Raw genomic sequence first — 7164 nt, forward strand, 5'->3', positions numbered from 1 at the left:
CTAGTCTCCAGTCCCCAGTCCCCAATCCCCAGTCCCTAAAAAAACCGTGATTTTCCTCGAACTTTCCTTAGAAAACTTTGGCCCTTACCTGGGAAAAAACATCATCAACTTACGCCCAGAAAATGATGGCGAAACTCGTCCAATCATCCTTTTTGGTGGCATGAATGGCGGCGGAAAAACCACCCTCATGGATGCCATTCGCCTCACCCTTTATGGAAATCGTGCCCAATGTTCCACCAGGGGAAATTTAAGTTACAGCGAATTCCTAAATCAGTCAGTACACCGCCACACCCCACCCACAGAAAACACCCGGATTGAATTAACATTTGAACATATTGAAGAAGATAAACCGAAAATTTATAAAGTTGTCAGATATTGGACAAAAGAACCTAAAGATGGCAAAGATATATTAGGAATTTTGGTTTACGATGATTATCTCAATGAATGGTGGCCTGACAAAGCTTTAACAAATGCTTGGGATGAATATATCGAAACCCTCTTACCTTTAGGAATTTCCAACCTCTTCCTATTCGACGGGGAACAAGTGAAAGAACTCGCCGAATTAGAAACACCACCGCCCTTAGTTGTGGATGCAATTCGATCGCTTTTAGGCTTAGAATTAGCTGAACGCCTCTCCGTAGATTTAGATATATTAGTTAGCAGAAAACGCAAAGAAATAGCAGGTGCAAAAGAACTCGCCACCCTGGAAAAATTAGAAACCAAATTTAAAGATTTGATTGTCGAAAGAGACATTGCTACCCAAGAACAAGGTAGCTGTAATAATCAATTAATAGACAAACAAAACAAACTCCGCCAAGCCGAAGAAAAATTCATTTCTGAAGGTGGAAAAATTGCCGGAGAACGGAATCAATTAGATCAACAACAAAACGAACTCAAACAACAAACCGACACCACCCGGCAAACATTGGTAGAATTAGCTGCTGGAGTATTGCCATTAGCTTTAATAACTCCCTTGTTAAACCAAATCGAAATTCAAGCCGAAAAAGAAACCCAACAACAACAGGCGAAAATTGAAAAAGAAGCCTTGCAAAAAAGAAGCGATCGCCTTTTAAATTATATCACAGAACTCTCATTAAAACCCAAACAAATCGAGCAAATCAAAACCTTCCTTGACCAAGAATACCAAGAACTAGAACAAGCCGCCAGCAGCAGCGAAAACCCCTGGTTACAAGCCGATATAGAAGTAATTGAACAACTAGAAAACCTGCTGAAATACGAACTAAAAGCCAAAGAAGAAATCGGCGCAGAAAAAATCAACCAACTGAAAGAGATCGAGAGAGATATAGAATTTTTAGAGAGACAATTAGCGATCGCCGCCTCCCCCGAAATCTACGAACAACTGCAAAGAAATGTCCGCCTAGCCCAAAAAGAATTAGCCAAAGCTCAAGCCGCCAAAGAAATGGCAAATCGCCGCGTCGAAGAAAGCAAAAGAGAACTAGAAAAAACCCGCAAAGAAATCGAACAATACAGTCAAGAACACATCAAACTCAGAAACAATCAACACTTTATTACTTCTGCTGCCAAAGTACAAGATACCCTCAAACTTTTCAAAGAAAAACTAACTCTAAAAAAACTGAACAAACTAGAAAAAGAAGTAACCCAATGCTTCTGTTACTTATTGCATAAAACCGATTTAGTTCATCGCGTCGTCATAGACACTCAAACCTTTAGCCTTTTCCTATACGATACCCAAGGAAAAGCCGTACCCAAACATCGGTTATCTGCCGGAGAAAAACAACTATTAGCAATCTCATTTTTATGGGGATTAGCGAGAGTTTCTGGAAGACATTTACCAGTTGCGATCGACACCCCATTAGGAAGATTAGACTCCTCCCATAGACAAAACTTAATTGAGAGGTATTTTCCCGCAGCCAGCCATCAAGTAATATTGCTTTCTACAGATACAGAAATTGGAAAAATTGAGGTAGAGAACTTGAGAAAATTGGAAGCGATCGCACGAGAATATTTATTAAAATATGATGCAAATGAGAGACAAACAATTGTAAAAGATGGATATTTCTGGTAAGATGAATTAAATTAATTTATTGTAATTAAAAAATTTTTTGTAGGGGCGAAGCATTCGGGCGACAATTTATGAAACTCAACCAAAATATAACATCCGAATGCTTCGCCCTCCCCCCACAGATAACTTATATTAACCAAGGCAGGGCGAAGCATTTGGGTACAAATATCTTTAGTGGATTGCAAAATTTATCGCCCAAATGCTTCGCCCCTACAATTAATTTGCCAACAGTAATATCCGCATTCATCTGCGTTAAAACAAAGCTATGGAACCCCCAATAAACACCATCAAACTATCCCAAACAGCCAAAGACCAACTACTAAAACTGCGCCGCAACACCAAAATAGACCAATGGAACATCCTATGCCGTTGGGCATTTTGCCGTTCCCTAGCCGAGCCAAGCATACCCTCACCCGTACCCATCCCCAGCGATAGCAACGTCGAACTCACCTGGAAAGTATTCGGCGGCGAAATGTCCGATATTCTCATCCTCGCCCTCAAACAACGCTGCCACAACGACAAACTAGGAACAGACAAAGAAACCACCGCCCACCAGTTCCGCCTCCACCTCCATCGCGGTATCGGCTACCTAGCAGGCGACCCCAATATTAAAAAGATAGAAGATTTAATTGCGATCGCCACAAAGAAGTAATAATAGTCGAAACCCCGATCTGTACAAAGTTGGAAAAAATTGCTATAAGCTAAGGCAACCAGGATGTGATTCTGGTGAGGTAGCAGATTAGGATTGAACTAACTTAAAGTCATTTACATTAATGACTAATGTTAGCTGCCCTTTCTAACCCGAAGTTAGGTTTATGATGCCCTCACGTCTGGCTCTCGTATTGTTCTCCTGCACTTCTTGCTTCAGCTTTGTTGCTGGCGCTACGATAGCGTCAGCCGCACCTAGATTTCCCTTAGAAACCATCCAAGTTCAGAATAACGCGCCGAATCCTGGGGAAAAGTCGGTTCCAGTCGAGTTATTGCAGAACCTTGAAGGAACGAAGCCTTCTCCTACTCCTAAACCCAAAACTAAATCTGGGAAAAAATCGTCGAAATGGCCCTTGTTTTGGATGGGTTCAGGAGTATTTTTGGTGATTATTGCCGGAGGACTGCTTTACATACTCAAACATTGGGAAGTTCCTCCTGAAGTTTCGGAGACAGAAACTTCTGAGTCTGAAGTTGAGGAAAATCAGCCGGAACCTATTGCAGAAATTGTAGAAAATAATGAAGTGACTGTTTATGAACCTGCTTCTGTGATAGAGATTCAGGAAATAAAACCAATTGAGGTTCAAGAAATAAAACCAACGCAAGCCGATAAAAATGGTCACGCTAACCATTTATTAACTGCTGTGGAAGATGAACCAAAATTGGAGCCTAATTTGGAACCAAAATTGGAAGCTAAATCGGTAATTACTGATAGTAATTTAGAGGTACAAGAAACTACTCGCCTACCTAAAATTAATATTGTTGATGAGTTAATTAAAGATTTGCAAAATCCCGATCCAGCGAAGCGACGTAAGGCGATTTGGGAGTTGGCACAAAGGGGAGATTCAAGAGCAATTCAACCTTTAGTTAATTCGTTAATTGATGCTGATTCTAAACAGCGTTGTTTAATTTTGGAAGCTATTTCCCAGATTGGGCATCGGACCCTGAAACCTTTGCAACGTGGTTTAGTCATTTCGTTGCAAGATGAAAATGCCGAAGTGCGAAAAAATGCGATTCGTGATGTGACTCGGATTTATGAATTAATGGCGCAAATTAGTCACTTGTTGCGTCATGCTATTGACGATCCAGATGCAGAAGTACAAGAAACCGCTAAGTGGGCTATGACTCAAATGAACCGAATGCGAGGGGTTTCTAGTGTGGATAATTTTCCGTCTTTTACTAATCAAGGAAATTCCTGGGATAAACCACCCAATTAATGAGTTGTTATATGTCTAAAATATATGAAAGAGTAGTAGGAAATGACTGAGAAAAGCTAGTCAGTCCAACCTAGTGCTTCACTAATTTGTTCAGCTAATTTTAAGGGACGAAAAGGTTTAGCAAAAATAGCAGCTACTGGCATATTAGCAAAAATTTCTTGATAACCATTTTGAGCCTTAGCAGTGACTAAAATAACGGGAATTGGTTGAGTTGTGGGATTAGCTTTTAACTGTTGTAGTGTAGTTCTGCCATCCATGTCTGGCATCATCATATCTAATAAAATAACATCTGGTTGTTGGTCTGCGGCAATTTCTAAAGCTTCTTTTCCCGAACTCGCAGTTACTACACTCCAACCTGCACCCAATTCTAATCCCATTTGGGCGATCGCACGCACATCTTCTTCATCATCAACGATAAGAATATTTTTGCTCATAAAATTATCCTCTACTAATAGGGTGTTCATACTTTTGATACTTGTTATTTTGGGATTATCTGCTAATTTAAATCTAAATCGGGAAGAACTAGGGTAAATTGATATTGAACGCTATTTGCTATTTATAAGATTGAAACTGGTAGTAGGTAGTGGGTAGTGGGTAATGGGAGATTCCTACTACCTACTACCAATTAGTACAGTATATGCTTAACTGTAAGTAATTACATTAACAAAGAGGATATCATTATGCCAGCATCTGAATTTGGTTATTATTTCTTAACTTCAGGCAATGATTATTTTGAAATAACTCCTGGATTGCTTGCAGGATTACCGATCGGATTAGTTGCTTTAGAAGGCAATGATTTTGTCATAGGTTCAACAGATTCAGAAATTATTAACGGTAATCAAGGTGACGACTCTATTCAAGGTGGAGGAGGCAATGATTTAGTACTAGGAGGAAAAGGTAGAGATCAACTTTCAGGAGGTTTTGGTGATGACCAAGTAAACGGTAATTTAGGTGAAGATATCGTTTTTGGAGGTGCAGGTAACGATACAGTAAGAGGCGGTAAAGATGCAGATTTAGTAAATGGAGAAGATGGTAACGATATAGTAATTGGAGATTGGGGTACAGATGTGTTGGTAGGAGGAAATGGTGCAGATTTATTTGCTTTACGAACTGATATCGTTTTCGCCGATCCTAACAATTTGGATATGATTTTAGACTTTAATAAATTTAATGATTTCATAGGTGTTACAGGTGGTTTTAAAGAAGCAGATTTCAATCTTGTACCTATGGATGTTTCTTTAAGTGCCATCACAACTATTCCAGGTATTACCAATATTCCTGGTATAACTCCAGATACAATTAAACAGTTTTTAATTGATTTGACTGGTGTAAATATTGACCCAAATAATGATGGTTTTGTTACTGGTACTTCCATTATGTTGAGTAATGGTCTGAGTGTCGCTTATGTGGTGAATGCTTCACCAGTGGATATTGCTGGAAAAATTATTTCTATTGGCGATGTTTAACTTTTTAGTAATCGGACATCTCAATATTGTGCTAATCCTTCTGCACCTCAATGTTTGCTACAGATGCTTGGGGATTGGGCGGGTTTTGATTTCAATTTTATTGCTGGGTATTCTCACCTTTTGGCTAAACCCGCCCCTACTTGATTTGTAGCAAATATTTGTGTAAGCGATATTACTTACTTTTTTCAACTGAAATCGGTACTTTTTCACAGGGTAATAAAATGTGAAAAGTACTACCTTCACCTAAAACGCTTTCTGCCCAGATTTTGCCTTCGTGTTGTTCAACAATGTGACGACAAATAGCTAATCCTAATCCAGTTCCACCTTTTTTGCGGGAGTCGGAAGCATCTACTTGTTGGAAACGTTCAAAAATTAGGTGCAATTTATCAGCAGGGATACCTCGACCTTGGTCTTTGACTGTAAATAAAATTAAGTCAACTTGGGAATTTTCTGATTTTTTGAGTTCAGTATTAATCCAAACATTGCTACCTGATTCGGAAAATTTAATCGCATTGCTGAGTAAGTTGGTGAAAGTTTGTAATAAGCGATCGGGATCTGCCCACATTTCCACATCTAAAGGTTGCGCGATTAATTTAATTTGTGCTTTATCGGCTAATGCTTGCATTGATTCTACTGCTTGATTGAGAATTTTCGCTGCATTACATTTGATTTTCTGCATGGCAATTTTGCCGGATTTCATCCTTTCTAAATCGAGGATGTCGTTAATTAACCGAATCAATCTTTCCGTGTTAGTAATGGCAATCCTTAAAACATTTTGTCCTTGGGATGTTAGAGTCCCCAATTTTCCGGCACAGAGAATGTCTAAAGAACCCATTAAAGAAGTTAAGGGAGTGCGTAATTCGTGACTGACTAAAGAGATAAATTCATTTTCTAACCGTTTACGTTCGGTGATATCATTGACTATATTTAAAGTACATTGAATTCCGCTCAAATCTATTAATTCTACTGATAACAATACCGATTTTATTTCTCCGGTTTTGGTGCGGAATTCACATTCTTGATTTTGCAAAGATCCGGTTTCTAGTAATTGTTGCAAAGCTTGTTCGTAAATTTCTTGGGGAATGCCTAAATTTAATTCGGCGGCGCTATGTCCAATTACTTCTTTTTGGGAATAACCACTCATTCTTAAAAAGCTGGGATTGATATCAATAAATTTCCCTTCTTCCAAAGTAGCGATCGCAATTGGATTTGGACTAGCACGAAATGCTTTACTAAATTTTTCTTCGGCTTTTTCCCGATCGCGAATCTCCTGTTGTAATACCAAATTTTGGGTTTGCAGTTGTTTTTGCAACTTGCAAATTGTTAGGTGGGTTTCAATTCTGGCTAAAACTTCTTCTACTTGAAAAGGTTTAGTAATGTAATCCACTCCCCCAACCGCAAAAGCTTTGACTTTATCTAAAACATCTCCTAAAGCACTAATAAAAATTACTGGTATTTCACGAGTGCGATCGTCTTTTTTCAACTGCTGACAAACTTCATAACCATTCATTTGCGGCATATTTACATCCAACAAAATTAAGTCAGGCGGCGCAGCTTGCGCCCCTCTTAACCCTGTGGAACCTTTAGTCACGCTGCGAACTTTGTAACCTTGTTCTGTCAGCATGACAGACAAAAGATTGAGATTTTCCGGCGTATCATCTATTACTAAAATGTCAGCTTTCATAAAGTTGAAGGCAGAGGGGATGGGGAGATGGGAATATGGGGAGATGGG

General features: G+C 39.2%; 6 protein-coding genes. 4 read left to right on the forward strand and 2 right to left on the reverse strand.

What is annotated here, in order from left to right:
* The first annotated feature begins 46 nt into the window (after positions 1-46).
* The 3 genes from dndD to IQ264_RS30625 all read left to right on the forward strand — a co-directional run bounded on the left by dndD (position 47) and on the right by IQ264_RS30625 (position 3966).
* Complete coding sequence (gene dndD / locus IQ264_RS30615; protein ID WP_193986172.1) at positions 47-2047, forward strand: DNA sulfur modification protein DndD; 2001 nt, start codon at positions 47-49, stop codon at positions 2045-2047.
* Positions 2048-2309: 262 nt separating this feature from the next.
* Positions 2310-2696, forward strand: coding sequence for a DNA sulfur modification protein DndE (gene dndE / locus IQ264_RS30620; RefSeq protein ID WP_193986175.1), 387 nt, complete (start codon positions 2310-2312; stop codon positions 2694-2696).
* 163 nt (positions 2697-2859) lie between these two features.
* Positions 2860-3966 (forward strand): HEAT repeat domain-containing protein, encoded by a 1107-nt coding sequence (locus tag IQ264_RS30625; protein ID WP_193986177.1) that lies wholly within the window; start codon positions 2860-2862, stop codon positions 3964-3966.
* Positions 3967-4022: 56 nt separating this feature from the next.
* On the opposite strand, the gene IQ264_RS30630 is transcribed toward IQ264_RS30625, so the two are convergent.
* Positions 4023-4400, reverse strand: coding sequence for a response regulator (locus IQ264_RS30630; protein ID WP_193986179.1), 378 nt, complete (start codon positions 4398-4400; stop codon positions 4023-4025).
* Positions 4401-4646: 246 nt separating this feature from the next.
* On the opposite strand from IQ264_RS30630, the gene IQ264_RS30635 reads away from it, so the two are divergent.
* Positions 4647-5432, forward strand: a complete 786-nt coding sequence (locus IQ264_RS30635) for a calcium-binding protein (RefSeq protein ID WP_193986181.1) — start codon at positions 4647-4649, stop codon at positions 5430-5432.
* A gap of 172 nt (positions 5433-5604) precedes the next feature.
* Here the strand turns inward: IQ264_RS30635 and IQ264_RS30640 are convergent, their stop codons facing one another.
* A complete protein-coding gene (locus IQ264_RS30640) occupies positions 5605-7116 on the reverse strand; it encodes an ATP-binding protein (protein ID WP_193986183.1) in 1512 nt (503 codons plus the stop codon).
* Positions 7117-7164 lie beyond the last annotated feature (48 nt).

The organism is [Phormidium] sp. LEGE 05292 (assembly GCF_015207735.1).
Lineage (GTDB): Bacteria > Cyanobacteriota > Cyanobacteriia > Cyanobacteriales > Aerosakkonemataceae > Floridanema.

Bases quoted from the DNA above. Each gene is read 5' to 3' on its own strand.
- dndE (WP_193986175.1), top strand. From the start codon at position 2,310: ATGGAACCCCCAATAAACACCATCAAACTATCCCAAACAGCCAAAGAC.
- IQ264_RS30625 (WP_193986177.1), top strand. From the start codon at position 2,860: ATGATGCCCTCACGTCTGGCTCTCGTATTGTTCTCCTGCACTTCTTGC.
- IQ264_RS30630 (WP_193986179.1), bottom strand. From the start codon at position 4,400: ATGAGCAAAAATATTCTTATCGTTGATGATGAAGAAGATGTGCGTGCG.
- IQ264_RS30635 (WP_193986181.1), top strand. From the start codon at position 4,647: ATGCCAGCATCTGAATTTGGTTATTATTTCTTAACTTCAGGCAATGAT.
- IQ264_RS30640 (WP_193986183.1), bottom strand. From the start codon at position 7,116: ATGAAAGCTGACATTTTAGTAATAGATGATACGCCGGAAAATCTCAAT.